Raw genomic sequence first — 23,914 nt, 5'->3', positions numbered from 1 at the left:
CATGAATGCCGCCAAACGCCTGGAGATATTTCGCAGGCTGCATGAAGACAATCCTGAGCCCAAGACCGAACTGGCTTACACCTCCCCCTTCGAGTTGCTGATTTCGGTCATTCTTTCGGCCCAAGCCACCGATGTCAGCGTGAACAAGGCGACTGCCAAGTTGTACCCGGTCGCCAATACCCCGGAAGCCATCTATGCCCTTGGCGTTGACGGGCTGTCGCAATACATCAAGACCATCGGCCTGTACAACAGCAAAGCCCGCAACGTGATCGAAACCTGCCGCTTGCTGATAGAACAGCATGGCAGCCAGGTACCAGAAACTCGCGAGGCGCTTGAAGCATTGCCTGGCGTGGGTCGCAAGACCGCCAACGTGGTCCTCAACACCGCATTCCGGCAACTGGCAATGGCGGTGGACACGCATATTTTCAGGGTCAGCAACCGCACCGGGATTGCTCCGGGCAAGACAGTACTTGAGGTTGAGAAGGCGTTGATGAAGTTCGTGCCCAAGGCCTACCTGCTCGATGCCCACCACTGGCTGATCCTGCACGGGCGCTATGTGTGCCTGGCACGCAAACCCCGTTGTGGAAGTTGCCGGATCGAAGACCTGTGTGAATACAAGCAGAAAACCTCCGACGATTGAGCAGATAGTAAAAACTGCGCCAGATCGATTGAAAAAATCTTTTGTACCGGCTCGGAAATTCTCGCTATAAGGTGCGCCAATGGCCCTCTTGGCTTGGAGTGACTTATGAGCACCGATAAAGAAGACCTGGTTGTTGATGACGACATTGCCACTGAAGACGCAGAGGAAGATGTTCCGGCTGAAGTGGCAAAGACAAACTTGAGCAAGCGCCGAACCATCGATAACCTGCTGGAAGAACGTCGCCTGCAGAAACAACTGGCCGATTACGACTTCGACCTCTGACGCCTCGACTGCGCAAGCCAGGTAGCCCTTGGCTGCTGAGTACCGGCCTCACTAACAAAGCCTCCTCAGCGGAGGCTTTGTTGCTTCTGACGATATCAAGCCAGACCGTTGCGCTGGGCCAGTTCGATCAAGTCAACCAATGACCGGGCGTTGAGCTTGAGCAGCAGTCGGGTCTTGTAGGTACTGACGGTCTTGTTGCTCAGAAACATACTATCTGCAATTTCCTTGTTGGTCCTGCCGCGCGCCAGTTGTTGCAGGACCATCATCTCCCGCCCCGACAGGCGCTCGACCATGTCGGCCTCGCTGGCGCCACCCAGGTTGGTACGCACCGAATGCAGCGCTTGATTGGGGAAGTAACTGTAGCCGGACAGCACGGCCTTGATTGCACTGAGCAGTTCAGTGAGGTCCTGCTGTTTGCAGACATAGCCGGCGGCCCCCGCCTGCATACAGCGCATCGAAAAGTGCCCAGGTGCCTGCGAGGTCAGAACCAGTACCCTGGCCCCCGGACAGGTGAGCGTAAGCCGGGTAATAACTTCAAGGCCGTCGAGCCTGGGGATGCCGATGTCCAGAATGACGATATCCGGATCATGCTCTCGTGCCAGTTGTAACGCGTCCACGCCATTATCCGTCTCTGCGATAACTTCATAGCCATGCCGCTCCATCAGCATACGTACAGCCAGGCGGATGACCGGGTGGTCATCCACGATCAGCACTTTATTCATGGGCAGATCCAATTGTTCGCTGTTCGATTTTTTGAGTCCGCACAATAGCCTAGTTACGCGACATATTGTATTGCGGCACCCACGAGCAAATGCACACAAAGATAAAACCTACACACATAGAGGATTAGTCCTACAAAAAACCTGAAACTGCCCACCCTCACGCTTACACCAGCGCCTTCGAACGAAACAGAGTCAACCTCTAAAACAAAAATAACACCAGACCACATAAGTAACTCAACCAACAGCACCTTAATACTTGAAGGAAAAATCCTATAACCCTTATATATATTTACCGACAACTATAAGATTCGATACAAGATACGAGGCAACAGCTTCCCCGCTCAGAAATCCCGCCCGGTGCCAACCCGGCGTGTTATTCAGACTAATAGCCACTCGACTGGGTGATAGCGAAAGTGAGGACACGGCAATGAGCAACGCAGAGCCGAAAAGCCCATTGACCATCATTGCTATATTCGCCGGAATTATCGAAGCCTCGGCACTGGCTTCGCTGCCTTTTCTCAGTGAAGACAGCCAGACCACCTACACATGGTTTCTGGTAGGTTTTCCGTTTTTTCTGACAGTCTTGTTCTTCCTTACACTCAACTTCAACTACAAATCTTTATATTCACTGCCAGTACAGGAATCCACCGACGTCTCTACTGCCCCCACTTCAGCGCAACTAACCACTGCAGTGGAATCAATGATTAACGACGTAATACAGGTACCCGCTGAATTACCGATAAGCAATGAAGCTATCAACCTCGCAGCGGACAACGGCACTGCCCATGTTCCTGGTAATCCGCCACAGATTGCACAGGCATCCGTGACCATTACCATAAGCGGAACATGTGCGAGTCAATTGCTCGAACACTTTGCCATGCTGGCATTGGACCAGACCCACCCACTGTGCAACAACTGGACACTAATCAACCTGGAGACAGGTATCCAGACAACCCTGGCAACACAGTCGATCAACAACTAAAAAAAAACCCCGGACCAGGCCGGGGTTTTCATTCAAGGCGCCGTTCAGATCAGCGAACGACCCTTGTTTGCAGCAATGCGCATACGTAGGGCGTTGAGCTTGATGAAGCCCGCTGCATCGGCCTGGTTGTAAGCACCGCCATCTTCCTCGAAGGTTGCGATATTGGCGTCGAACAGCGAGTCATCGGACTTACGGCCAGTGACGATCACGTTGCCCTTGTACAGTTTCAGGCGCACGACACCGTTCACATTGACCTGGGAGGCGTCGATCATCTGCTGCAGCATCAGACGCTCCGGGCTCCACCAGTAGCCGGTGTAGATCAGGCTGGCGTACTTGACCATCAGCTCGTCTTTCAGGTGCGCGACTTCGCGATCCAGGGTGATCGACTCGATCGCCCGGTGGGCGCGCAGCATGATGGTGCCGCCCGGGGTCTCGTAGCAGCCACGGGACTTCATGCCGACATAACGGTTCTCGACGATGTCCAGACGACCAATGCCGTTCTCGCCGCCAATGCGGTTGAGAGTGGCCAATACGGTAGCCGGCGACATTTCAACGCCGTCCAGGGCGACGATGTCACCGTTGCGGTAGGTCAGTTCCAGGTAGGTAGGAACGTCCGGCGCGGCTTCCGGCGACTTGGTCCACTTCCACATGTCTTCTTCGTGTTCGGTCCAGGTATCCTCCAGCACGCCACCTTCATAGGAGATGTGCAGCAGGTTGGCGTCCATCGAATAAGGCGATTTCTTCTTGCCGTGACGCTCGATCTGGATACCGTGCTTCTCGGCATAGTCCATGAGTTTTTCGCGGGACAACAGGTCCCACTCACGCCATGGCGCGATAACCTTGACGCCCGGCTTGAGTGCGTAGGCACCCAGTTCGAAGCGCACCTGGTCGTTGCCCTTGCCGGTAGCACCATGGGAGATGGCGTCGGCACCGGTTTCATTGGCGATTTCGATCAAGCGCTTGGCGATCAGCGGACGAGCGATGGAAGTACCCAGCAGGTACTCGCCTTCGTAAACGGTGTTGGCGCGGAACATCGGGAATACGAAGTCGCGCACGAACTCTTCGCGCAGGTCATCGATGTAGATTTCTTTCACGCCCATGGCCTGAGCCTTGGCGCGGGCCGGTTCGACCTCCTCGCCCTGCCCCAGATCGGCGGTGAAAGTCACCACTTCACAGTTGTAGGTATCCTGCAGCCACTTGAGAATCACCGAAGTATCAAGGCCGCCGGAATACGCCAGTACGACCTTTTTTACGTCCGCCATGCCATCACTCCACGGGGTTGTACGGAAAGCCGTTGATTCTACCGGCCTCGCGACAAAAATTACAGTGGGGCGACAGCTTGTGACGACAAAGCGACAAGAACTGTCGAGAGCGCGACGGACGGTCGCAGCTCAGGACTTGACTGACGGTTTGCTGGTATCCGCTTGCACCGCAGGGGCTGCCGGTGTTTCTGGTGCTTTCTCTACTGCAGTTTCAACCGGCGTTACACGATCGAGCTGGATATTCACCCGGCGATTGCGGGCGCGATTGGCGGCCGAGTTGTTGGCGGCCAGTGGATAGCGCTCACCGTGGAAGCGCACGCTGATCTGATCCTCAGCAATGCCATGCGCCTTGAAGTACTCCATTACCGCCAGGGCCCGGCGTCGGGACAGATCACGATTGGTCAGACGGTTGCCGCTGTTGTCGGAGTGACCATCAAGCTCAATACGGTTGACTGTCGGATCGGCCTTGAGAAATTCCAGGATCACGTCCAGACGCGCCTTGGCGTTGGTGTCCAGCTCAATACCGCCACCCGGGAAACCGACCCGTGCCTGGCGCACCTGGTCGTAGTTCATTGGCAGCAGCTTGGCGGCGCAGACCTGGTAATCACTATAGGCCTTACTGAATTTTACCGGCAACAGGCGCACTTCCATCGCTCGTCCTGCTTCGCTGGCATAGTTGCGAACCACGGTACTGCGGCCGTCGAGCAGACCGTTAATCAGACGACTGGCCTGCCCTTGGGAGCTGGTAAACAGCACGCCGCTACGGGCCATGCGCACCGAGCCCAGGTTGATATCGCCACGGCCTGGCTGCCACGGTGCTGCGGCAGCAAGCAAGGTCGCAGCGCCTGTGCCCAGAACATTACTGCTCGATCGCAATTGGAAGGTCGCCTGTTCACCGGCACGGCGCACGAACTCACCGCTGCCGAAATCGGCAACCGGCTGGACCAGGCGACATTCGAACTGATCGCCTTCGACCTTCCACTCAATATTCTCCAGACGAGTCTGGAAAGTGAGTGCTGTTGCCGGCAAGCAGGCAAACACGCTGAGCAGGGCTAGATAACGCTGGCGCACGGGCGGCTCCACAGATTTTCACGGTATACCCGCAGGCTATCGGTCAGGTGTGGCAAAACTTGATAGCGAGTGCTCGGACCCGGCTTTTCCGGTAGCATTCATCTTGAGTTCGACCCGCCTGGAATCCCCAATGTCCGACCGCCTGACCCTCCTGCGTCCCGATGACTGGCACATCCATCTTCGTGATGGTGCCGTCTTGCCCCACACCGTTGGCGACGTTGCGCGCACCTTTGCTCGCGCAATCATCATGCCCAACCTGGTACCACCTGTGCGCAACGCCGACGAAGCTGGCGCCTATCGCGAGCGCATCCTGGCCGCTCGTCCGGCCGGTAGCCGCTTCGAGCCGCTGATGGTGCTGTACCTCACTGACCGTACCCAACCCGAAGAAATCCGCGCAGCCAAGGCCACAGGTTTCGTGCATGCCGCCAAGCTCTATCCGGCCGGCGCGACGACCAACTCCGATTCCGGCGTCACCAGCATCGACAACATTTTCCCGGCGCTTGAAGCGATGGCCGAAATTGGCATGCCACTGCTGGTGCACGGTGAAGTGACGCGTAGCGAGATCGACGTGTTCGACCGCGAGAAGCTGTTCATCGACGAGCACCTGCGCCGTGTCGTCGAGCGCTTCCCGACCCTGAAAGTGGTCTTCGAGCACATCACCACCAGCGATGCCGTGCAGTTCGTCAACGAGGCCCCGGCCAACGTCGGCGCGACCATCACCGCCCAGCACTTGCTGTACAACCGCAACCACATGCTGGTTGGCGGTATTCGTCCGCACTTCTATTGCCTGCCGATCCTCAAGCGCAACACCCACCAGGTGGCCTTGCTGGACGCTGCCACCAGCGGCAGCAGCAAATTCTTCCTCGGCACCGACTCGGCACCCCACGCCCGTCACGCCAAGGAAGCCGCCTGTGGTTGCGCCGGTTGCTACACCGCTTATGCCGCGATTGAGATGTATGCCGAAGCGTTTGAGCAGCGCAACGCGCTGGACAAGCTCGAAGGTTTTGCCAGCAAGCACGGCCCTGACTTCTATGGGCTGCCGCGCAACACCGAGACCATTACCCTGGTTCGCGACAGCTGGACTGCCCCAAGCAGCTTGCCGTTTGGCGAGCAGACCGTTATCCCGCTGCGCGCCGGTGAGCAACTGCGCTGGCGCCTGCTGGAGGAAACTGCGTGAGTGAAGATCTGTACGACGACCAGGACGGTCCAAGCGGTGGCCCACGCCACCCGATGGCTGAACGTTTTCGTGGCTACCTGCCGGTTGTAGTGGATGTCGAAACCGGTGGTTTCAACAGCGCCACCGATGCCCTGCTGGAAATTGCCGCAGTGACCATCGGCATGGATGAAAAAGGCTTCCTGTTCCCGGAGCACACCTACTTCTTCCGGGTCGAGCCCTTCGAAGGCGCCAACATCGAGCAGGCTGCCCTGGAGTTCACCGGGATCAAGCTGGATCACCCACTGCGCATGGCTGTCAGCGAAGAGTCGGCCCTGACCGATATTTTCCGTGGCGTGCGCAAGGCGCTGAAGGCCAATGGCTGCAAGCGGGCGATCCTGGTTGGCCACAACAGCAGCTTTGACCTGGGCTTCCTCAACGCCGCTGTGGCGCGCCACGACATGAAACGCAACCCGTTTCATCCGTTCTCCAGCTTCGATACGGCAACCCTGGCCGGTCTTGCCTATGGTCAGACTGTACTGGCTCGCGCCTGCCAAAGCGCCGACATCGACTTCGACGGCCGTGAAGCACACTCGGCCCGCTACGACACCGAGAAGACTGCCGAGCTGTTCTGCGGCATCGTCAACCGCTGGAAGGAGATGGGCGGCTGGCACGACTTCAACGACTGAAGCCTTGCTGAACCCACAAAAAAACCGGCCATCAAGGCCGGTTTTTTTTATCGCACGCTATTACAGCTTGCCAGCGTTCTCGCTCAGGTAAGCAGCAACGCCTTCAGGCGAAGCGGTCATGCCTTTGTCGCCTTTTTTCCAGTTGGCAGGGCAGACTTCACCGTGCTCTTCGTGGAATTGCAGGGCGTCGACCAGACGCAGCAGTTCGTCCATGTTACGGCCCAGTGGCAGGTCGTTGACGATCTGCGAACGGACAACACCCTTGTCATCGATCAGGAACGCGCCACGGAAAGCCACGCCGCCTTCGGATTCAACGTCGTAGGCCTTGGCGATGTCGTGCTTCATGTCAGCTGCCATGATGTACTGCACCTGACCGATGCCACCGGCATTGATCGGGGTGTTGCGCCAGGCGTTGTGGGTGAAGTGCGAGTCGATCGACACAGCGATCACTTCAACATTGCGGTCGCGGAATTCAGCCATGCGGTGATCCAGAGCGATCAGCTCGGACGGGCAGACGAAGGTAAAGTCCAGCGGGTAGAAGAACACCAGGCCGTACTTGCCTTTGATGGCCGAAGCCAGGTTGAAGCTGTCGACGATTTCGCCATTGCCCAGTACGGCTGGAACAGTAAAGTCCGGGGCAGTTTTGCCAACGAGTACGCTCATTCGATATCTCCTGATGGTTTGAAACAGCTGTGCAAGCTGGCGTAAGCCGCCTGACAGAGCAAAGGTCGGCCATGATACACCGCCTGACGCTACTCGCCGAATTTCAGGCCCTGCACCTTCGAAAGCGGCCGTTGGTCGCTCTAGCCCAATGTCTGGGAAAATGAGCTTTGACAAGCATTCTCATTAACATTAAGCTTCTTCGCATTGAGCCTTTACCAGCGATGGTCTGCCCTATGTATGTGTGTCTTTGTGTTGGTGTAACCGACGGACAGATCCGCGATGCGATCTATGAAGGATGCTGCAGCTACAAGGAAGTCAGAACCGCCACCAACGTGGCGAGCCAGTGTGGCAAATGTGCCTGCCTGGCCAAACAGGTTGTACGTGAAACCCTGACCGAACTGCAGGTCAGCCAGGCTGCCTTGCCCTACGCTGTGGAGTTTACTGCAGCGTAAAAACAGCTGATTCCAAGAACCGGACCTCGTGTCCGGTTTTTTTATGCCTGTAATTCAATAAGTTAGGGGTAAAACGCGGAACACAAACATTCTTATTCCGATTAATTTTCATTTATTATTCAATAACTTAGGTTTGACAGTCGAAGTTACGGAGCTCAAACTCTTGCTTATAGGCACACTTATAGGGCAGGACCCCATCATGAAAGGCGACGTTAGCGTCATCCAGCATCTCAACAAGATCCTCGGAAACGAGCTGGTCGCAATCAACCAATACTTCCTGCATGCGCGCATGTATGAAGACTGGGGTCTGGATAAGCTCGGCAAGCACGAGTACAAGGAATCCATCGATGAAATGAAGCACGCTGACAAACTGATCAAGCGTATTCTGTTTCTCGAAGGCATCCCCAACGTCCAGGACCTGGGTAAGCTGCTGATTGGTGAACACACCAAAGAAATGCTCGAATGCGACCTGAAAATCGAGCAGAACGGTCTGACCGACCTCAAGGCTGCTATCGCCCACTGTGAAACCGTTGGCGACTTCGGCAGCCGTGAGCTGCTTGAAGACATCCTCGAGTCCGAGGAAGAGCATATCGACTGGCTGGAAACCCAGCTGAGCCTGATCGACAAGGTCGGTCTGGAAAACTACCTGCAGTCGCAGATGGGCGAGTAATTTCGCCTGCCCCGCTGCAAACGAAAAAGCCCCGCATTGCGGGGCTTTTTGTTAACCAAACCTGTAATCAGGCCTTGGCCGCCTCAGCCTTGGCTGCAGCTTCCTTGATCAGGGTCTGCAGTTCGCCGTTGGCAAACATTTCAGCCATGATATCGGAGCCGCCAACCAGCTCACCGGCAACCCACAGCTGTGGGAAAGTCGGCCAGTTGGCATATTTTGGCAGGTTGGCGCGGATTTCCGGATTCTGCAGGATATCCACGTAAGCGAATTTCTCGCCACAACCCATCACGGCTTGCGCCGCCTTGGCCGAAAAGCCGCACTGCGGGGCATTCGGCGAGCCTTTCATGTAAAGCAGAATGGTGTTGTTGGCAATCTGCTCTTTGATTGTTTCAATGATATCCATGAAGCACCTCGCGGCTGAACTTTCCGACCTGGTTGTCGGCACGGTGACGCATTGTATCGGAAAGCCGAGCTTGACGCTCGGCCTTGCCGATATCAGGCGGCAACCACCTGCACCGGCACGCCATTGAGCGCTGCATTGCCCGAGAGCGCATCCACTTGGCGCTCGTCAGTCAGATCGTTAGCACTGGCACCAGACTGACTGCAGGCAACATCCATGCGCACGCCTGCACGGGCATGGCCAAAGCCATGAGGCAGGCTGACCACCCCGGGCATCAGGTCGCGACATGCCTGCACCTCAACCTCAATGCTGCCGACCCGCGAACTGACCCTGACCCGCTGCCCATCCTGCAACTGCCGACCCGCCAGGTCATCCGGGTGCATGAGCAACTGATGACGCGGTTTGCCCTTCACCAGTCGGTGATAGTTGTGCATCCAGGAGTTATTGCTGCGTACATGTCGGCGACCGATCAGCAGTAGTTGCCCAGGTTCGGCAGGCTGCTGAGCGACGAATCGCTGCAAATCGCCAAGAATCTGCGCAGGTGCTGCCTGGATGCGCTGGTTGGCGGTTTTCAGACGGCCAGCGAGGTTCGGTTGCAACGGCCCCAGGTCAATGCCATGTGGGTACTGAGCCAACGTCTCTATCGACAGATTGAAAGGCGAACTCTCGCCATAAGGCCCGTGCCGCAAGGCGCTGTCGATCATCTGTGCCGGCGGCACAGTGGGCTTCAACGGCTTGTCACTGAGTGCGGCATAGGCCTTGGCCAGGCCCACGAAGATCTCCCAGTCATGCAGCGCTCCGTGCGGTTTGGGCAGTATCGCCCGGTTGAACCGGCTGACATTGCGTACAGCCAACAGGTTGAAGGTGGTGTCGTAGTGATCGTTCTCCAGCGCTGTGGTGGACGGCAGGATCAGGTCGGCGTAACGCGTGGTTTCGTTGATGTAGAGGTCGATGCTGAGCATGAACTCAAGCCCGTCCAGCGCACGCTCCAGCTGCCGGCCGTTGGGCGTGGACAACACCGGGTTGCCGGCCACGGTCACCAGGGCGCGCACCTGCCCTTCCCCTTCGCACAGCATCTCTTCGGCCAGCGCCACCACCGGCAGCTCACCGCCGTACTCCGGCAAACCGGAGACCCGACTTTGCCAGGCATTGAAATGCCCACCTGCGGTGTTCGCAACCAGATCCACTGCCGGCTGTGTACACAAGGCACCGCCAACCGAGTCGAGGTTGCCACTGACCAGATTGATCAGTTGCACCAGCCAATGGCAAAGCGTACCGAAAGCCTGGGTCGAAACGCCCATACGCCCGTAACACACGGCTTTGTCGGCAGCAGCGAAGTCTCGTGCCAACTGCCGGATCAGCAGCGCATCGACGCCACACAGAGGCGCCATCAATTCAGCGGTGAACGGCGCTATGGCAACTCGCACCTCGTCCAGGCCATCGACCGGCAATACCGGAGCACGCTCCAGGCCTTCGGCAAACAAGGTGTTGAGCATGGCGCACAGCAGTGCGGCGTCTCCTCCTGGGCGGACAAACACATGCTGGTCAGCCATGGCCGCGGTTTCACTGCGCCGCGGATCGACCACTACGAGTTTGCCGCCCCGGGCCTGAATTGCCTTAAGGCGCTTTTCGACATCCGGCACGGTCATGATGCTGCCGTTGGAGGCCAACGGATTGCCACCAAGGATCAGCATGAAATCGGTGTGATCGATGTCCGGAATCGGTAACAGCAGGCCATGGCCATACATCAGGTAGCTGGTCAGATGGTGCGGCAACTGGTCGACGGAAGTGGCAGAAAAACGATTGCGGGTCTTGAGCAAGCCGAGGAAGTAGTTGCTGTGGGTCATCAAGCCATAGTTATGCACGCTGGGGTTGCCTTGATAGACCGCCACGGCGTTCTGTCCATGGGCCTGCTGGACGGCCCAGAGCTTTTGCGCGGCCAGCGCGAAGGCCTCGTCCCAGCCAATCACCTGCCAGGTGTCGCCTACCCGCTTGTGCGGCGCGCGCAGACGGTCAGGGTCATTCTGGATGTCTTGCAGGGCCACGGCTTTGGGGCAGATGTGTCCACGGCTGAAGCTGTCCAGGGGATCCCCCTTGATCGAACTGATCCGTGGCGCAGCACCAGGCTCCTGAGTAGTTTCAATGGTCAAGCCACAGATGGCTTCACACAGGTGACAGGCACGGTGATGCAAGGTCTTGTTCATGGCCACCTCTTGCGGGTGTCTGGTAATCCGCCTGACTATGGGCCTGAGCGTACCTGACGGCCAGCGAGTTTTGCCCTGTGAATCTACCGGCATCAGGCACAGCGATTCGCTCGGGTGTTTGCCAAGGCGTCAGCAGGCAGTGTAAAACCCTTGTGTAGCAAACAAAAAAAACGGCCCGCCAATGGGTTACGACACTGCATGCACTGCACACAGTGAACGCCCCACTTGGTATGACGCGACATTTAATTATAGTATTGCGTCTCCCCTTATTTCGTCGCCCCGTGCGGCTTTCGCCGCAGGTCACATCCGTTGTTTCTGAAAACCGGCATTGTTGATCTGCGGTCTGTTGCAAAAAGGTAGTCAACCATGAACGCTAGGCACTTTCTCTCCCTGATGGATTTCACACCCGACGAACTGCTCAGTGTGATCCGTCGAGGTATCGAGCTGAAGGACCTGCGTAACCGCGGCGTACTGTTCGAACCCCTGAAAAACCGCGTACTGGGGATGATCTTCGAGAAATCCTCGACCCGTACCCGGTTGTCGTTCGAAGCCGGCATGATCCAGCTCGGCGGCCAGGCCATCTTCCTGTCCCCGCGTGACACCCAACTGGGCCGTGGCGAACCGATCGGCGACTGCGCCATCGTCATGTCGCGCATGCTCGATGCGGTGATGATCCGTACTTTTGCCCACAGTACCCTGACCGAGTTCGCTGCCAATTCCCGTGTGCCGGTAATCAATGGCCTGTCGGACGACCTGCACCCGTGCCAGTTGCTGGCCGACATGCAAACCTTCCTTGAACATCGCGGTGCGATCCAGGGCAAGACCGTGGCCTGGATCGGTGACGGCAACAACATGTGCAACAGCTATATAGAAGCAGCGACCCAGTTCGACTTCCAGCTGCGCATCGCCTGCCCGGCCGAATTCGAGCCCAACCCAGAGTTCCTGGCCAAGGCCGGTGACCGCGTGCAGATCTTCCGTGAACCCAAGGATGCCGTGCAGGGTGCACACCTGGTGAGCACCGATGTCTGGACTTCCATGGGGCAGGAAGAGGAAACTGCTCGACGTCTGGCCTTGTTCGCGCCTTACCAGGTAACCCGCGAACTGCTCGACCTGGCAGCACCCGATGCCCTGTTCATGCACTGCCTGCCCGCCCACCGTGGCGAGGAGATCAGTCTCGACCTGCTCGACGACCCACGTTCGGTTGCTTGGGATCAGGCTGAAAACCGTCTGCATGCACAGAAGGCGCTTCTCGAATTTCTTGTTGAACCGGCCTATCACCACGCATGAGTCAACCTTTACTGCTTAACCTGCGCAACCTCGCCTGCGGCTATGGCGAGCAACGCATCGTCCAGAACCTCAACCTGCACCTCAACGCTGGCGATATCGGTTGCCTGCTAGGCTCGTCGGGGTGCGGCAAGACCACCACCTTGCGTGCCATCGCCGGTTTCGAGCCGGTGCATGAAGGTGAGATCCAGCTGGCGGGCGAGGTCATCTCCAGGGCCGGCTTTACCCTGGCCCCGGAGAAACGCAGGATCGGCATGGTGTTCCAGGACTATGCCCTGTTCCCGCACCTGACGGTCGCCGAGAACATTGCATTCGGTATCGGCAAGCACCCACAGCAGCCACAGGTCGTGGCGGAAATGCTCGAACTGGTCAAGCTTGGCGGACTCGACAAACGCTACCCGCACGAGCTTTCCGGCGGCCAGCAACAGCGCGTGGCCCTGGCCCGTGCATTGGCGCCCGAGCCGCAGTTACTGTTGCTCGACGAGCCTTTCTCCAACCTCGACGTGGAGCTGCGCCGGCGCCTCAGCCATGAGGTTCGTGACATTCTCAAGAGCCGTGGCACCAGTGCCATTCTGGTCACTCACGACCAGGAAGAAGCCTTTGCCGTCAGTGATCACGTCGGCGTCTTCAAGGAAGGTCGTCTGGAGCAGTGGGATACTCCCTACAACCTCTATCACGAACCCCTGACACCCTTCGTCGCCAGCTTCATTGGCCAGGGCTACTTCATTCGTGGCCAGCTGACCAGCCCGGAGTCGGTGCAAACCGAACTGGGCGAGCTGCGTGGCAACCGTGCCTATACCTTCACCCCTGGCAGCGCGGTTGATGTGCTATTGCGTCCAGACGATATCATTCATGCGCCGCACAGCGCCCTCAAGGCGCTGATCACCGGCAAGAGTTTCCTCGGCGCCTCGACCCTCTATCGCCTGCAACTGCCGACCGGCAGCCAGCTTGAAGCGATTTTCCCTAGCCATATCGATCTTCAGGTCGGGGCCGAGGTGGGTATTGAAGTGGCCGCAGATCATCTGGTGCTGTTTGCCGTACCGGGTAGCGTGGCGGCGCAGTTGCCGGTGCCAGAGAATGGTGTTCGGCGCTATAGCTCAGCGGTCTGATACCAGCCATCGCGGGGCAAGCCCGCTCCCACCGGTCCATCGAAATCCCGGTGGGAGCGGGCCTGCCCCGCGATGCTTTTACAGGCTCAACGTACCGCTAGCGACACGCCGGGCATAACCACCAATTTTCACCCGATCGCCCTCCAGCCGGCAGAACAGCTCCCCACCGCGACTGGAACACTGAAAGGCGTTCAGCTCAGTTTTACCCAAGCGTTCAGCCCAATAAGGGATCAGACTGCAGTGGGTCGAACCGGTCACCGGATCCTCGGGGATGCCGATCCCCGGAGCAAAATAACGCGAGACAAAGTCATGCTCCTCGCCCGGTGCCGTGACGATTACCCCCAATCCAGGTAATTGCGCCAGTGCAGCCATGTCCGGAGTGCAGTTGCGTACCGCTTGCTCAGATTCCAGCACCACCAACAACTCCTTGGTCTGCAGCACCTCCAGCACCGGGCAACCTAAAGCCTCGGCAACCGGCAATGACTGACTTACCGGTTGCGGATCGATGCGTGGAAAGTCCAGCAGCAATCGCCCTTGTTCACGGCTAACGCTCAAGGGCCCGGACTGACTCTGGAACAGCAGACGCTCGCTCGGTACTTTGTAAACCTCCAGCAGCACATGGGCGCTGGCCAAGGTTGCGTGACCACACAAGGGGACTTCGGTCGCCGGGGTAAACCAGCGAATCTGCCACTGCGCGCCATCCGCTACCACAAAGGCGGTTTCGGCAAGGTTGTGCTCAGCGGCGATCTGCTGCATCAGCTCATCGCTGAGCCAATGCTCGAGACGGTAGACCATGGCCGGATTGCCGGCAAAGGGACGCTCACTGAAGGCGTCGACCTGATGAAATTCCAGCTGCATACAGCGACTCTCTCTGTTCTGGGGCAGTGAGCATGCCCGTTACCAGGCAGTGACTAACAGAGACAGAGTCGTCGGATTTTCAGCATACAGTTGTCAGTCGCGAGCGATGGCGGCAAATTTGGCTTGTGTGTGCTCAGCCAGCACCGCCGCCGCCAGTTCCACTTCCAGCCCACGCCGCCCGGCACTGACGAAAATCGTTTCAAAAGTTTGAGCCGACTGATCAATAAAAGTGCGTAAGCGCTTCTTCTGCCCCAGCGGGCTGATCCCACCCAATAGGTAGCCTGTAGAACGCTGGGCGGCTGCCGGATCAGCCATCTCGCACTTCTTCACCCCTGCCGCGTGGGCAAGGCCCTTCAGATCGAGACTACCGATCACTGGGACCACCGCCACCAGTAACTCACCCTTTTCACTGCTTGCCAGCAAGGTCTTGAACACCCGCACCGGCTCAAGATTGAGCTTCTCCGCAGCTTCAAGCCCGTAGGACGCAGCTTTGGGATCATGTTCATAACTGTGAGTGTGATGTTCGGCGCGAACCTTTTTCAGCAGATCCAGGGCGGGGGTCATGCAGGACTCCAAACAAAAAGTGAATACCATTTCGCTGGCTACTTTAGGACAAAACCACCACCCCAACCACTGCATCGGTCTCTCGCCTCAGCCCTTCTCTGCCGCAAAGTTCAGCCTCATCACCAAGACAAATAGTCAGTTTGTGAACGACGGTTCACTTTCGACCTTTGACATATGCGTTTCTTGTCTATATTTTTTCGATTATGAATATATCAATGCACCGATCAGGTGCATTCTTTACCGTCTGCCTGACCGAAATGGGGATTTCTGTCGGGCTTTTGTCGAGCGCCCACTGCGCCTCACAACAACAAAAACCGAGGTAACGAATGACGACAGCTCTGCGACAACCCACCTTATCCAGCCAATGCATGGCCGAGTTTCTCGGCACCGCTCTGCTGATCTTTTTCGGTACCGGCTGCGTGGCTGCGCTCAAAGTCGCGGGTGCCAGCTTCGGCCTATGGGAAATCAGCATCATCTGGGGCGTCGGCGTGAGCATGGCGATCTACCTGACCGCCGGGGTATCCGGCGCTCACCTGAACCCTGCAGTGAGCATCGCCTTGTGGCTGTTCGCCGGATTCGAAAAGCACAAACTACCGTTCTACATCGTCGCCCAGATCGCCGGGGCCTTCTGTGGTGCCGCGCTGGTCTATACGCTGTACAGCAACCTGTTCTTCGATTACGAACAAAGCCATGCAATGGTTCGCGGCAGCCAGGCCAGCCTTGAGCTGGCTTCGGTATTCTCGACCTATCCACACCCGGCGCTGTCCACCGGCCAGGCATTTCTGGTCGAGGTGATCATCACCGCCGTCCTGATGGCGGTGATCATGGCCCTGACCGACGACAGCAATGGCCTGCCACGCGGCGCCATGGCTCCGTTGCTGATCGGTCTGCTGATTGCTGTGATTGGCAGCGCCATGGGACCGCTGACCGGCTTTGCGATGAACCCGGCCCGTGACCTGGGGCCAAAGCTGATGACATTCCTCGCTGGATGGGGCGAAGTCGCCTTCACTGGCGGTCGTGACATTCCCTATTTCCTGATTCCGATTTTTGCGCCGATCATAGGAGCGAGCCTTGGTGCCGCCCTGTACCGCGCTGTGATCGCCCGCAACCTGCCGGTTGCCGAGAGCGAGAGCGCCCAGACCGACGCCAACCCTCAGGGCAAGACCCAGGCATCCTGATGCCAGACTGGCGAGCCAGGCTCGCCCTGCCCTGATAACCACCCTATTAAGTGCAAGGCCAACGACATGACAGACACCCAGAACAAGCACTACATCATTGCCCTTGACCAGGGCACGACCAGTTCGCGGGCTATCATTTTCGACCGCGATGCCAACGTGGTAGGCACCTCGCAGCGTGAATTCGCACAACATTACCCGCAAGCGGGCTGGGTCGAGCACGACCCCATGGAAATCTTCGCCACCCAGAGCGCGACCATGGTCGAAGCCCTCGCCCAGGCCGGCCTGAGCCATGACCAGGTGGCCGCCATCGGCATCACCAACCAGCGTGAAACCACCGTAGTCTGGGACAAGGAAACCGGCCGCCCAGTGTACAACGCCATCGTCTGGCAATGCCGCCGCAGCACCGAGATCTGCGAACAGCTCAAGCGCGACGGCCTGCAAGAGTACATCCGCGAAACCACCGGTCTGGTCACCGACCCGTACTTCTCCGGCACCAAGCTCAAGTGGATCCTCGACAACGTCGAAGGCGCCCGCGAGCGCGCCGAGCGCGGCGATCTGTTGTTCGGCACCGTCGACAGCTGGCTGATCTGGAAATTCTCTGGCGGCAAGGTGCACGTCACCGACTACACCAACGCCTCGCGGACCATGCTCTTCAACATCCACACCCTGGAGTGGGATGAGAAGATGCTTGAGGTGCTGAACATTCCTCGGCAGATGCTGCCCGAGGTGCGCAGCTCCTCTGAAGTCTACGGCCGCACCAAGAGTGGTATCGCCATCGCCGGTATCGCTGGCGATCAGCAAGCGGCGTTGTTCGGTCAGATGTGCGTAGAACCGGGCCAGGCCAAGAACACCTACGGCACCGGCTGCTTCTTGCTGATGAACACTGGCGACAAGGCAGTCAAATCCTCCCACGGTCTGCTCACCACCATCGCCTGCGGTCCTCGTGGCGAAGTGGCCTACGCCCTGGAAGGCGCCGTGTTCAATGGCGGATCCACTGTGCAATGGCTGCGTGACGAACTGAAAATCGTCAATGACGCCCATGACACCGAATATTTCGCCAGCAAGGTCAAGGACAGCAACGGTGTGTACCTGGTGCCGGCCTTCACCGGCCTGGGCGCGCCGTACTGGGATCCTTATGCCCGTGGCGCGCTGTTCGGCCTGACCCGTGGGGTCAAAGTCGACCACATCATCCGCGCCGCACTGGAATCGATCGCCTTTCAGACCCGTGATGTCCTCGACGCCATGCAACAGGATTGCGGCCAGCGCCTGAGCGAACTGCGTGTGGATGGTGGCGCAGTGGCCAACAACTTCCTCATGCAGTTCCAGGCCGACATCCTCGGCACCTGTGTCGAACGCCCGCAAATGCGCGAAACCACCGCCCTCGGCGCCGCCTACCTGGCGGGTCTGGCGTGTGGTTTCTGGAGCGGCCTGGATGAGCTGCGCGGCAAGGCGATCATCGAGCGCGAGTTCCGCCCGCAGCTGGATGAAGCGGCCAAAGAGAAGCTGTATGCCGGCTGGTTGAAGGCAGTGGATCGCACGCGGGATTGGGAGCCGCACGAAGAGTAAAACATCGCGGGGCAAGCCCGCTCCCAAAGGGGATCATCAACATCCGGTGGGAGCGGGCTTGCCCCGCGATTGCTTCAGGCGGCAGGTCTCCGGCATCATGGCGCAATTTGCCCGGCAGCCCATAAGGACCGCCCATGAACCTGCCTCCTCGCCAACAACAAATCCTCGAACTGGTCCGTGAACGCGGCTACGTCAGTATCGAAGAAATGGCGCAAATATTCGTTGTCACCCCGCAAACCATCCGCCGTGATATCAACCAGCTGGCGGAGGTCAATCTGCTGCGCCGCTACCACGGTGGCGCCGCCTATGACTCCAGCATCGAGAACACCGCCTACGCCATGCGCGCCGATCAGATGCGCGACGAGAAGCAACGGATTGCCGAAGCCATCGCAGCACAGATTCCCGACCATGCTTCGTTGTTCATCAACATCGGTACCACCACCGAATCCATTGCCCGCGCCCTGCTCAATCACAACCACCTGAAGATCATCACCAACAACCTTCATGTGGCCTCGATTCTCAGCGCCAAGGATGACTTCGAAGTGCTGCTGGCCGGTGGCAACGTGCGCCGTGACGGCGGAGTGGTGGGTCAGGCCAGTGTCGACTTCATCAACCAGTTCAAGGTCGATTTCGCTCTGGTCGGTATCAGCGGTATCGACGAAGACGGCAGCTTGCTCGACTTCGACTATCAGGAAGTTCGGGTCTCCCAGGCGATCATTGCCAATGCCCGTCAGGTAATCCTCGCCGCCGACTCCAGCAAGTTCGGGCGTAACGCCATGGTGCGCCTGGGCTCGATCAGCCTGATCGATTGCCTGGTCACCGACCAGGCACCGGTGCCAGCCCTCACCCAGTTGCTCAATCAGTACAAGATTCGTCTGGAAGTGGTCTGACGCTGTCACAGCTGCCACCGCAACGGTGGCAGCGGAAATGTTCGTTATTTTTCATTTAATTACCATCCGATCAGTATTTTCTATGGAAAGCGACTGGCAGGCGGCATTCTGTTGCGCTAGTATTTTCGAAAATGAACATAAATGTTCAAATTCGATGCTGTAAAGTCTTTGAGGAAGCCGCCCGTGCCGCAATCCAGCTTGTCATCGCCCACCCTTGCCGATATCTATGACCTCGCCGTAATCGGCGGTGGCATCAATGGCGTGGGTATCGCCGCCGATGCGGCCGGACGCGGCTTGTCGGTGTTCCTCTGTGAAAAAGACGACTTGGCCAGCCACACCTCTTCGGCCAGCAGCAAGCTGATTCATGGCGGCCTGCGCTACCTGGAACACTACGAATTCCGCCTGGTGCGTGAAGCCCTGGCCGAGCGTGAAGTCTTGCTGGCCAAGGCCCCGCACATCGTCAAACCAATGCGCTTCGTCCTCCCGCATCGCCCGCACCTGCGTCCGGCCTGGATGATCCGTGCCGGCCTGTTCCTTTACGATCACCTGGGCAAACGCAAGCAGCTCGGCGCCTCGCGCAGCCTGCGCTTCGGTCCGGGCAACCCGCTCAAACCGGCGATTACCCGCGGTTTCGAATACGCCGACTGCGCCGTGGACGATGCCCGCCTGGTAGTACTCAACGCCATGGCTGCCCGCGAGCACGGGGCAGACATCCGCACCCGTACTCGTTGTGTCAGCGCACAGCGTGTCGATGGTGTATGGAATGTACTGCTGGAACACGCTGACGGCAGCCAGCAGTCGATCAAGGCCCGTGCCCTGGTCAATGCGGCCGGTCCCTGGGTGGCTAAATTCATTCAGGATGACCTCAAGCTCGACGCGCCGTATGGCATTCGCCTGATCCAGGGCAGCCACCTGATCGTGCCGAAACTGTACGACGGCGAGCATGCCTACATCCTGCAGAACGAAGACCAGCGGATCGTGTTCGCCATTCCGTATCTGCAGCGCTTCACCCTGATCGGTACCACTGACCGCGAATATTCCGGCGACCCGGCCAACGTCGCGATCACTGAGGGCGAGACCGACTACTTGCTCAAAGTGGTCAACGAGCACTTCAACCATCAGCTCAGCCGCGCCGATATCCTGCACACCTACGCCGGTGTGCGCCCGCTGTGCAACGACGAATCCGATAACCCCTCGGCAGTGACCCGCGACTACACCCTGGCGCTCTCCTCCAGCACGGACCAAGCGCCGTTGCTGTCGGTGTTCGGCGGCAAGCTGACCACCTACCGCAAACTGGCCGAATCGGCCATGGCCCAGCTCGCGCCGTTCTTCACCCAGATGCGCGGCAGCTGGACAGCCAGCGCAACGCTACCGGGCGGCGAAGACATGACCACCCCGCAAGCCTTGACCGATGCCATCCTGACTCGTTGTGGCTGGCTGCCGACAGACATCGCCAAGCGCTGGGCCCTCACTTATGGCAGCCGCGTCTGGCGCCTGCTCGAAGGCGTACAGAGTCCTGCGGACCTGGGCGACGCCATTGGTGGTGGCTTGTTCACCCGCGAGGTGGATTACCTGTGCAGCGAAGAGTGGGCTGTCAGTGCCGATGACATCCTCTGGCGCCGCAGCAAGCTGGGCTTGTTCACCACCGCTATGGAACAGCAGGCACTGCGGGACTACCTTCAGCGCCTGGAATTGAATCGCGCGCGCGTTCAGGCGGCCTGACAACCTATGTGAGCAACTGCCCCGCGAAGCGATGTGACTGCCAAGACGCAATCGCGGGACAAGCCCGCTCCCATCTTGCAACATCTATTCGGATTTCCGAACAGAACCCCCCATCATATTCGGCCACCCGGACGAATTACCCTGCCAGTAAAGCGTCAAAAAAATTTAATCCCCAGCCTTTTCAAGACGTTATGATCAAAGTCAGGGCTTGGCACGAGTCATGCTCTACACTCAGTACCCGAATGCGCAACGCTTCATTGCAGTGTTCGCTGAACGAAAGAGCCGGCCAACGGCTCCATAAAAAAAACAACGTCGAGGAAATTTTGATGCGTATCGTTCCCCACCTGTTGGGCGCAGCCATCACGGCCGCTTTGATCAGCATGCCAGTCACCGCCGCAGAGCTGACCGGCACCCTGAAGAAAATCAAGGACTCGGGCACCATTACCCTGGGGCACCGCGACGCTTCCATCCCGTTCTCCTACATCGCCGACGCTTCGGGTAAACCCGTCGGTTATTCCCATGACATCCAGCTGGCCATCGTCGAGTCCCTGAAAAAGGACCTGGACGTGCCGAACCTGAACGTCAAATACAACCTGGTCACTTCCCAGACCCGTATCCCGCTGGTGCAGAACGGCACCGTTGACGTCGAATGTGGCTCGACCACCAACAACGTCGAGCGCCAGCAGCAAGTGGCCTTCTCGGTCGGTATCTTTGAAGTGGGCACGCGCCTGCTGACCAAAGCCGAAGACGGCAAGCCTGAGAACGCCAAGTACAAGGATTTCCCGGACCTGGCTGGCAAAAACGTGGTAACCACCGCCGGTACCACCTCCGAGCGCATCCTCAAGTCGATGAACGCCGACAAGCAGATGAAGATGAACGTCATCTCGGCCAAGGACCACGGCGAATCCTTCCAGATGCTCGAATCCGGCCGCGCCGTAGCCTTCATGATGGACGACGCGCTGCTCGCCGGCGAAATGGCCAAGGCCAAGAACCCGAAAGGCTGGGCGATCGTCGGTACCCCGCAGTCCTATGAAATCTACGGCTGCATGGTCCGCAAGGATGACGCGCCGTTCAAGGCCGCCGTCGACAAGGCCATCGTGGCGCTCTACAAGTCGGGCGAGATCAACAAGATCTACGACAAGTGGTTCAACCAGCCTGTCCCGCCAAAAGGCCTGAACCTGATGTTCCCGATGAGCGACGAGCTCAAGGCGCTGATCGCCAATCCTACCGACAAAGCTGCAGACGAAAAGAAGTCCTGATCCCCAGCTAGTTAGTGTCTAACCTTTCATCCGAGGACGCCTTGCGCCCTCGGATGCTCGAAGGTGCCCGTGAAACAACTGATCTGAGGGGAGATCCCGATGAATTACAACTGGGACTGGGGCGTATTCTTCAAGTCCACCGGCGTGGGTAGCGAAACCTATCTGGACTGGTACATCACCGGCCTGGGCTGGACCATCGCCATTGCCATCGCCGCCTGGATCATCGCATTGCTGCTGGGTTCGGTACTCGGCGTTATGCGTACTGTCCCGAACCGTCTGGTATCGGGTATTGCCACGTGCTACGTGGAACTGTTTCGTAACGTGCCGCTGCTGGTGCAGCTGTTCATCTGGTACTTCCTGGTGCCCGACCTGCTGCCTGAGGGCTTGCAGGAATGGTTCAAACAGGATCTGAACCCCACCACTTCGGCACTGATCAGCGTGGTCATCTGCCTGGGCCTGTTCACCGCCGCGCGGGTTTGCGAACAAGTGCGCACCGGTATCCAGGCGCTGCCGCGTGGCCAGGAAGCCGCCGCCCGCGCCATGGGTTTCAGCCTGCCGCAGATTTACTGGAACGTGCTGCTGCCGCAAGCCTACCGGATCATCATTCCGCCGCTTACCTCGGAATTCTTGAACGTGTTCAAGAACTCCTCAGTGGCCTCGCTGATCGGCCTGATGGAGCTGCTGGCACAGACCAAACAGACCGCCGAGTTCTCGGCCAACCTGTTTGAAGCCTTCACCCTGGCAACCTTGATCTACTTCACCCTGAACATGGGCCTGATGCTGCTGATGCGCATGATCGAGAAGAAAGTCGCGGTGCCCGGCCTGATCTCCGTGGGGGGTAAATAATGGACTTCAGTGGAATCATCCCTGCCCTGCCGGGCCTGTGGAACGGCATGGTCATGACCTTGCAACTGATGGTCATGGGCGTGGTCGGCGGCATCGTGCTCGGAACTATCCTGGCGTTGATGCGACTGTCGTCGAACAAGCTGCTGGCGAATATCGCTGGCGTCTACGTCAACTACTTCCGTTCCATCCCGCTGCTGCTGGTGATCACCTGGTTCTACCTGGCGGTGCCTTTCGTGCTGCGCTGGATCACTGGCGAAGACACGCCGATCGGTGCCTTCACCTCCTGCGTCGTGGCGTTCATGATGTTCGAGGCGGCGTACTTTTGTGAAATCGTCCGCGCCGGTGTGCAGTCGATCTCCAAGGGCCAGATGGGCGCGGCACAAGCCCTGGGCATGACCTACGGCCAGACCATGCGTCTGATCATCCTGCCCCAGGCGTTTCGCAAGATGACCCCGCTGCTGTTGCAGCAGAGCATCATCCTGTTCCAGGACACCTCGCTGGTCTACACCGTCGGCCTGGTCGACTTCCTCAACTCGGCACGTGCCAGTGGCGACATCATCGGGCGCTCCAACGAGTTCCTGGTCTTCGCCGGCGTTGTCTACTTTGTCATCAGCTTCTCCGCTTCCTTCCTGGTCAAGCGTCTGCAGAAAAGGATAACCGTATGATTTCCATCAAGAACGTCAACAAGTGGTACGGCGACTTCCAGGTTCTGACCGACTGCAACACCGAGGTCAAGAAAGGCGAAGTGGTGGTGGTTTGCGGCCCGTCCGGGTCGGGCAAGTCGACCCTGATCAAATGCGTCAACGCCCTGGAACCCTTTCAGAAGGGTGACATCATCGTCGACGGCACCTCGATCGCCGATCCCAAGACCAACCTGCCCAAACTGCGCTCGCGGGTCGGCATGGTGTTCCAGCACTTCGAGCTGTTCCCGCACCTGACCATCACCGAGAACCTGACCATTGCCCAGCGCAAGGTCCTCGGTCGCAGCGAAGCGGAAGCGACCAAGAAAGGCCTGGCGCTGCTTGAGCGCGTCGGCCTCAGCAGCCAGGCGAAAAAGCACCCCGGTCAGCTCTCTGGTGGCCAGCAACAACGTGTGGCGATTGCCCGCGCCCTGGCCATGGACCCGATCGTCATGCTGTTCGACGAACCGACCTCGGCACTGGACCCAGAAATGGTCAGTGAAGTACTGGACGTCATGGTCCAGTTGGCCCATGAAGGCATGACCATGATGTGCGTAACCCATGAAATGGGCTTTGCTCGCAAGGTCGCCAACCGGGTCATCTTCATGGACAAGGGCAACATCATCGAGGACTGCACCAAAGAGGAATTCTTCGGTGAGCAGAACGCTCGAGATGAGCGTACCCAGCACTTCCTCAGCAAAATCCTGCAACACTGAGGTGATGATCAGCCCCCTCTGTCCGGTGTACGCCGGGCAGAGGATGCTGGTC

The 23,914-nt window shown here is 58.4% G+C and carries 25 protein-coding genes; 17 read left to right on the top strand and 8 right to left on the bottom strand.

What is annotated here, in order from left to right; translation table 11 throughout:
- The first annotated feature begins 1 nt into the window (after nucleotide 1).
- Together nth and C6382_RS24145 are read left to right on the top strand one after the other, a co-directional pair.
- Nucleotides 2-640, top strand: a complete 639-nt coding sequence (gene nth, locus C6382_RS11610) for an endonuclease III (protein WP_107024622.1) — start codon at nucleotides 2-4, stop codon at nucleotides 638-640.
- 105 nt (nucleotides 641-745) lie between these two features.
- A complete protein-coding gene (locus C6382_RS24145; RefSeq protein ID WP_038607792.1) occupies nucleotides 746-922 on the top strand; it encodes a PA3496 family putative envelope integrity protein in 177 nt (58 codons plus the stop codon).
- 95 nt (nucleotides 923-1,017) lie between these two features.
- Here C6382_RS24145 and C6382_RS11605 read toward each other — a convergent pair whose 3' ends face one another.
- On the bottom strand, nucleotides 1,018-1,644 hold the full coding sequence (locus tag C6382_RS11605) for a response regulator transcription factor (protein ID WP_107024621.1): 627 nt from the start codon (nucleotides 1,642-1,644) through the stop codon (nucleotides 1,018-1,020).
- Between the two features lie 427 nt (nucleotides 1,645-2,071).
- On the opposite strand from C6382_RS11605, the gene C6382_RS24355 reads away from it, so the two are divergent.
- A complete protein-coding gene (locus C6382_RS24355) occupies nucleotides 2,072-2,626 on the top strand; it encodes a hypothetical protein (RefSeq protein ID WP_256589076.1) in 555 nt (184 codons plus the stop codon).
- A 44-nt stretch (nucleotides 2,627-2,670) separates the two neighbouring features.
- On the opposite strand, the gene C6382_RS11595 is transcribed toward C6382_RS24355, so the two are convergent.
- Together C6382_RS11595 and C6382_RS11590 are read right to left on the bottom strand one after the other, a co-directional pair.
- Nucleotides 2,671-3,888 carry an argininosuccinate synthase gene (locus tag C6382_RS11595; RefSeq protein WP_107024620.1) on the bottom strand — a complete coding sequence of 406 codons (1,218 nt, stop codon included), beginning with the start codon at nucleotides 3,886-3,888 and terminating at the stop codon, nucleotides 2,671-2,673.
- A 129-nt stretch (nucleotides 3,889-4,017) separates the two neighbouring features.
- Nucleotides 4,018-4,959 carry an OmpA family protein gene (locus C6382_RS11590; RefSeq protein ID WP_107024619.1) on the bottom strand — a complete coding sequence of 314 codons (942 nt, stop codon included), beginning with the start codon at nucleotides 4,957-4,959 and terminating at the stop codon, nucleotides 4,018-4,020.
- A 130-nt stretch (nucleotides 4,960-5,089) separates the two neighbouring features.
- Here C6382_RS11590 and pyrC point away from each other — a divergent pair, with 130 nt between their 5' ends.
- Both pyrC and rnt read left to right on the top strand, forming a co-directional pair.
- Nucleotides 5,090-6,136, top strand: a complete 1,047-nt coding sequence (gene pyrC / locus C6382_RS11585; protein ID WP_107024618.1) for a dihydroorotase — start codon at nucleotides 5,090-5,092, stop codon at nucleotides 6,134-6,136.
- Nucleotides 6,133-6,801 (top strand): ribonuclease T, encoded by a 669-nt coding sequence (gene rnt / locus C6382_RS11580; RefSeq protein WP_107024617.1) that lies wholly within the window; start codon nucleotides 6,133-6,135, stop codon nucleotides 6,799-6,801. The genes pyrC and rnt overlap by 4 nt, the downstream gene beginning before the upstream one ends.
- A gap of 60 nt (nucleotides 6,802-6,861) precedes the next feature.
- Here rnt and C6382_RS11575 read toward each other — a convergent pair whose 3' ends face one another.
- On the bottom strand, nucleotides 6,862-7,464 hold the full coding sequence (locus C6382_RS11575; protein ID WP_107024616.1) for a peroxiredoxin: 603 nt from the start codon (nucleotides 7,462-7,464) through the stop codon (nucleotides 6,862-6,864).
- 233 nt (nucleotides 7,465-7,697) lie between these two features.
- Here C6382_RS11575 and C6382_RS11570 point away from each other — a divergent pair, with 233 nt between their 5' ends.
- Both C6382_RS11570 and bfr read left to right on the top strand, forming a co-directional pair.
- Complete coding sequence (locus tag C6382_RS11570; RefSeq protein ID WP_107024615.1) at nucleotides 7,698-7,916, top strand: bacterioferritin-associated ferredoxin; 219 nt, start codon at nucleotides 7,698-7,700, stop codon at nucleotides 7,914-7,916.
- Nucleotides 7,917-8,115: 199 nt separating this feature from the next.
- Nucleotides 8,116-8,586, top strand: coding sequence for a bacterioferritin (bfr, locus tag C6382_RS11565; RefSeq protein ID WP_107024614.1), 471 nt, complete (start codon nucleotides 8,116-8,118; stop codon nucleotides 8,584-8,586).
- Between the two features lie 67 nt (nucleotides 8,587-8,653).
- Here the strand turns inward: bfr and grxD are convergent, their stop codons facing one another.
- Both grxD and C6382_RS11555 read right to left on the bottom strand, forming a co-directional pair.
- A complete protein-coding gene (grxD, locus tag C6382_RS11560; protein WP_028943477.1) occupies nucleotides 8,654-8,989 on the bottom strand; it encodes a Grx4 family monothiol glutaredoxin in 336 nt (111 codons plus the stop codon).
- Between the two features lie 92 nt (nucleotides 8,990-9,081).
- Nucleotides 9,082-11,190, bottom strand: a complete 2,109-nt coding sequence (locus C6382_RS11555; RefSeq protein WP_107024613.1) for a molybdopterin oxidoreductase family protein — start codon at nucleotides 11,188-11,190, stop codon at nucleotides 9,082-9,084.
- A 366-nt stretch (nucleotides 11,191-11,556) separates the two neighbouring features.
- Between C6382_RS11555 and argF the strand changes: the two genes are divergently transcribed.
- Entirely contained in the window at nucleotides 11,557-12,477 is a 921-nt protein-coding gene (argF, locus tag C6382_RS11550) for an ornithine carbamoyltransferase (protein ID WP_107024612.1), read from the top strand.
- Complete coding sequence (locus tag C6382_RS11545; RefSeq protein WP_107024611.1) at nucleotides 12,474-13,583, top strand: ABC transporter ATP-binding protein; 1,110 nt, start codon at nucleotides 12,474-12,476, stop codon at nucleotides 13,581-13,583. Before argF ends, C6382_RS11545 begins: the two co-directional genes overlap by 4 nt.
- Before the next feature lie 78 nt (nucleotides 13,584-13,661).
- On the opposite strand, the gene C6382_RS11540 is transcribed toward C6382_RS11545, so the two are convergent.
- Nucleotides 13,662-14,441 carry a PhzF family phenazine biosynthesis protein gene (locus C6382_RS11540; RefSeq protein ID WP_107024610.1) on the bottom strand — a complete coding sequence of 260 codons (780 nt, stop codon included), beginning with the start codon at nucleotides 14,439-14,441 and terminating at the stop codon, nucleotides 13,662-13,664.
- 93 nt (nucleotides 14,442-14,534) lie between these two features.
- Entirely contained in the window at nucleotides 14,535-15,005 is a 471-nt protein-coding gene (gene ybaK / locus C6382_RS11535) for a Cys-tRNA(Pro) deacylase (RefSeq protein ID WP_107024609.1), read from the bottom strand.
- Between the two features lie 326 nt (nucleotides 15,006-15,331).
- Here ybaK and C6382_RS11530 point away from each other — a divergent pair, with 326 nt between their 5' ends.
- The 8 genes from C6382_RS11530 to C6382_RS11495 all read left to right on the top strand — a co-directional run bounded on the left by C6382_RS11530 (nucleotide 15,332) and on the right by C6382_RS11495 (nucleotide 23,862).
- Nucleotides 15,332-16,183 carry an MIP/aquaporin family protein gene (locus C6382_RS11530; protein ID WP_107024608.1) on the top strand — a complete coding sequence of 284 codons (852 nt, stop codon included), beginning with the start codon at nucleotides 15,332-15,334 and terminating at the stop codon, nucleotides 16,181-16,183.
- A 66-nt stretch (nucleotides 16,184-16,249) separates the two neighbouring features.
- Complete coding sequence (glpK, locus tag C6382_RS11525) at nucleotides 16,250-17,749, top strand: glycerol kinase GlpK (protein WP_107024607.1); 1,500 nt, start codon at nucleotides 16,250-16,252, stop codon at nucleotides 17,747-17,749.
- A gap of 134 nt (nucleotides 17,750-17,883) precedes the next feature.
- Nucleotides 17,884-18,639: a DeoR/GlpR family transcriptional regulator gene (locus C6382_RS11520; protein WP_107024606.1), complete on the top strand. Its 756-nt coding sequence runs from the start codon at nucleotides 17,884-17,886 to the stop codon at nucleotides 18,637-18,639.
- Between the two features lie 141 nt (nucleotides 18,640-18,780).
- A complete protein-coding gene (gene glpD, locus C6382_RS11515) occupies nucleotides 18,781-20,361 on the top strand; it encodes a glycerol-3-phosphate dehydrogenase (RefSeq protein WP_371919605.1) in 1,581 nt (526 codons plus the stop codon).
- A gap of 326 nt (nucleotides 20,362-20,687) precedes the next feature.
- Nucleotides 20,688-21,620, top strand: coding sequence for a glutamate/aspartate ABC transporter substrate-binding protein (locus C6382_RS11510; RefSeq protein ID WP_107024605.1), 933 nt, complete (start codon nucleotides 20,688-20,690; stop codon nucleotides 21,618-21,620).
- 99 nt (nucleotides 21,621-21,719) lie between these two features.
- Nucleotides 21,720-22,466: an amino acid ABC transporter permease gene (locus C6382_RS11505; protein WP_045185713.1), complete on the top strand. Its 747-nt coding sequence runs from the start codon at nucleotides 21,720-21,722 to the stop codon at nucleotides 22,464-22,466.
- Nucleotides 22,463-23,131, top strand: coding sequence for an amino acid ABC transporter permease (locus tag C6382_RS11500; protein WP_178082767.1), 669 nt, complete (start codon nucleotides 22,463-22,465; stop codon nucleotides 23,129-23,131). The genes C6382_RS11505 and C6382_RS11500 overlap by 4 nt, the downstream gene beginning before the upstream one ends.
- A complete protein-coding gene (locus C6382_RS11495; protein WP_107024603.1) occupies nucleotides 23,128-23,862 on the top strand; it encodes an amino acid ABC transporter ATP-binding protein in 735 nt (244 codons plus the stop codon). Before C6382_RS11500 ends, C6382_RS11495 begins: the two co-directional genes overlap by 4 nt.
- The last annotated feature ends 52 nt before the right edge of the window (nucleotides 23,863-23,914 follow it).

Source organism: Pseudomonas sp. BBP2017 (genome assembly GCF_003024385.1).
GTDB lineage: Bacteria > Pseudomonadota > Gammaproteobacteria > Pseudomonadales > Pseudomonadaceae > Aquipseudomonas.
Note: the sequence above shows the minus strand (reverse complement) of the source record. Positions and strands in the feature narration are given on the sequence as shown.

What these genes read in the sequence shown, in the direction of transcription:
- nth (WP_107024622.1), top strand. Translation starts at nt 2, where the DNA reads ATGAATGCCGCCAAACGCCTGGAGATATTTCGCAGGCTGCATGAAGAC.
- C6382_RS24145 (WP_038607792.1), top strand. Translation starts at nt 746, where the DNA reads ATGAGCACCGATAAAGAAGACCTGGTTGTTGATGACGACATTGCCACT.
- C6382_RS11605 (WP_107024621.1), bottom strand. Translation starts at nt 1,644, where the DNA reads ATGAATAAAGTGCTGATCGTGGATGACCACCCGGTCATCCGCCTGGCT.
- C6382_RS24355 (WP_256589076.1), top strand. Translation starts at nt 2,072, where the DNA reads ATGAGCAACGCAGAGCCGAAAAGCCCATTGACCATCATTGCTATATTC.
- C6382_RS11595 (WP_107024620.1), bottom strand. Translation starts at nt 3,888, where the DNA reads ATGGCGGACGTAAAAAAGGTCGTACTGGCGTATTCCGGCGGCCTTGAT.
- pyrC (WP_107024618.1), top strand. Translation starts at nt 5,090, where the DNA reads ATGTCCGACCGCCTGACCCTCCTGCGTCCCGATGACTGGCACATCCAT.
- C6382_RS11575 (WP_107024616.1), bottom strand. Translation starts at nt 7,464, where the DNA reads ATGAGCGTACTCGTTGGCAAAACTGCCCCGGACTTTACTGTTCCAGCC.
- C6382_RS11570 (WP_107024615.1), top strand. Translation starts at nt 7,698, where the DNA reads ATGTATGTGTGTCTTTGTGTTGGTGTAACCGACGGACAGATCCGCGAT.
- bfr (WP_107024614.1), top strand. Translation starts at nt 8,116, where the DNA reads ATGAAAGGCGACGTTAGCGTCATCCAGCATCTCAACAAGATCCTCGGA.
- grxD (WP_028943477.1), bottom strand. Translation starts at nt 8,989, where the DNA reads ATGGATATCATTGAAACAATCAAAGAGCAGATTGCCAACAACACCATT.
- C6382_RS11555 (WP_107024613.1), bottom strand. Translation starts at nt 11,190, where the DNA reads ATGAACAAGACCTTGCATCACCGTGCCTGTCACCTGTGTGAAGCCATC.
- argF (WP_107024612.1), top strand. Translation starts at nt 11,557, where the DNA reads ATGAACGCTAGGCACTTTCTCTCCCTGATGGATTTCACACCCGACGAA.
- C6382_RS11545 (WP_107024611.1), top strand. Translation starts at nt 12,474, where the DNA reads ATGAGTCAACCTTTACTGCTTAACCTGCGCAACCTCGCCTGCGGCTAT.
- C6382_RS11540 (WP_107024610.1), bottom strand. Translation starts at nt 14,441, where the DNA reads ATGCAGCTGGAATTTCATCAGGTCGACGCCTTCAGTGAGCGTCCCTTT.
- ybaK (WP_107024609.1), bottom strand. Translation starts at nt 15,005, where the DNA reads ATGACCCCCGCCCTGGATCTGCTGAAAAAGGTTCGCGCCGAACATCAC.
- C6382_RS11530 (WP_107024608.1), top strand. Translation starts at nt 15,332, where the DNA reads ATGACGACAGCTCTGCGACAACCCACCTTATCCAGCCAATGCATGGCC.
- glpK (WP_107024607.1), top strand. Translation starts at nt 16,250, where the DNA reads ATGACAGACACCCAGAACAAGCACTACATCATTGCCCTTGACCAGGGC.
- C6382_RS11520 (WP_107024606.1), top strand. Translation starts at nt 17,884, where the DNA reads ATGAACCTGCCTCCTCGCCAACAACAAATCCTCGAACTGGTCCGTGAA.
- glpD (WP_371919605.1), top strand. Translation starts at nt 18,781, where the DNA reads ATGTTCAAATTCGATGCTGTAAAGTCTTTGAGGAAGCCGCCCGTGCCG.
- C6382_RS11510 (WP_107024605.1), top strand. Translation starts at nt 20,688, where the DNA reads ATGCGTATCGTTCCCCACCTGTTGGGCGCAGCCATCACGGCCGCTTTG.
- C6382_RS11505 (WP_045185713.1), top strand. Translation starts at nt 21,720, where the DNA reads ATGAATTACAACTGGGACTGGGGCGTATTCTTCAAGTCCACCGGCGTG.
- C6382_RS11495 (WP_107024603.1), top strand. Translation starts at nt 23,128, where the DNA reads ATGATTTCCATCAAGAACGTCAACAAGTGGTACGGCGACTTCCAGGTT.